3 protein-coding genes are annotated in these 1,070 nt (G+C 26.3%); all 3 read right to left on the bottom strand.

Annotated elements, in window-relative coordinates:
* Positions 1-154 precede the first annotated feature (154 nt).
* The gene (locus tag ELQ12_RS09715) at positions 155-427 is read right to left on the bottom strand and encodes a hypothetical protein (protein WP_126265807.1); all 273 of its coding nucleotides are present in this window, start codon (positions 425-427) and stop codon (positions 155-157) included.
* Between the two features lie 157 nt (positions 428-584).
* The gene (locus ELQ12_RS09710; protein WP_002789000.1) at positions 585-854 is read right to left on the bottom strand and encodes a type II toxin-antitoxin system YafQ family toxin; all 270 of its coding nucleotides are present in this window, start codon (positions 852-854) and stop codon (positions 585-587) included.
* Positions 844-1,070: hypothetical protein (locus tag ELQ12_RS09705; protein WP_233972538.1), on the bottom strand; the 227-nt coding region annotated here is incomplete at its 5' end. The genes ELQ12_RS09710 and ELQ12_RS09705, both read right to left, overlap by 11 nt.

Here is a 1,070-nt window from a genome sequence, read left to right as displayed (position 1 = left end):
TAATCCTCCTCTAAGCCATCATTAATTCCTGCTTCTGCAAGTTCAAGCTGTTCTTTTTGATACACTTTATCATCTTTGGCATCTTTAAAACCTTTTAATAATAAAGTTTTCATTTGGTCTATATATTCTTGATCTTTACACATATTAATCCTTTTTATTTATCAGGTTTAAAACCACTATCTAAAATTATTTTTGTCATTGCACCTTTAAGTTTATCAAAACGATTTAAAGCTTGCATATTGCTAACTCTAAGCAATCTTATTTTATCATCTTTTTTATAAAACACTTTAAAAACTTCATCACTTTGTTTGTGTTTTACCATATCATCTAAAGTAGGACTATCTATGAATTCATATTCTTTGGTAAAATCTTCATTTAAAACATCGAATAAATCTTGAGAAATAACCATTAGGATTAACTGGATCATAAGTATAAGAACTTACTACACATTCTCTCATAGCTTTTTGTATTTCTTCTTGGGATAATTTTTTCATAGTGTTTTTCTTTTTTCTTTCTATTATGATATAAATGACTTAATATGTAGTTATGGATTTTTATAAACTTGATTAATTTAACTTCAATTATTAAAACAACTCGCTATGAGAACCTATATTAATACATGTTAAAATAAGTTTATCATCTTGTTTTTGATAAATTAAGAGCAAATCAGGTTTTACATGACACTCTCTAAGCTCTTTAAATTCACCTTTTAGTTTATGATCTTTGTATTTTCTTTCAAGAGTTTCATTGTTAGATAAGCGATAGACTATTTCATCTACTAAGTCTTTTTCTTTTAGCGTTAGCTTCTTATAGTTTTTCTTGTATTCTTTTAAAACTCTAATTTCATATTTCACGCATAGCCTTTTTATACTCATCAAAGTTTTTAAAAGTTTCATGTTCTCCATTTTTCATTTCTTCTAAAGCCTTTTTCATAGAACTTTGTTTTTTCTCTTCTGGAGTATCACATTCTAACAAACAATAAGTAGCTTTTAGGCTTTTAGCTAAACTCTCAAAAACAGGTAAAAAATCCTTATCAAATCCGCTAATTTCAATTTTTATAGCCATTTGTA

Origin of the sequence: Campylobacter sp. US25a, from assembly GCF_004379075.1 — a bacterium.
Lineage (GTDB): Bacteria > Campylobacterota > Campylobacteria > Campylobacterales > Campylobacteraceae > Campylobacter_D > Campylobacter_D jejuni.
Note: the sequence above shows the minus strand (reverse complement) of the source record. Positions and strands in the feature narration are given on the sequence as shown.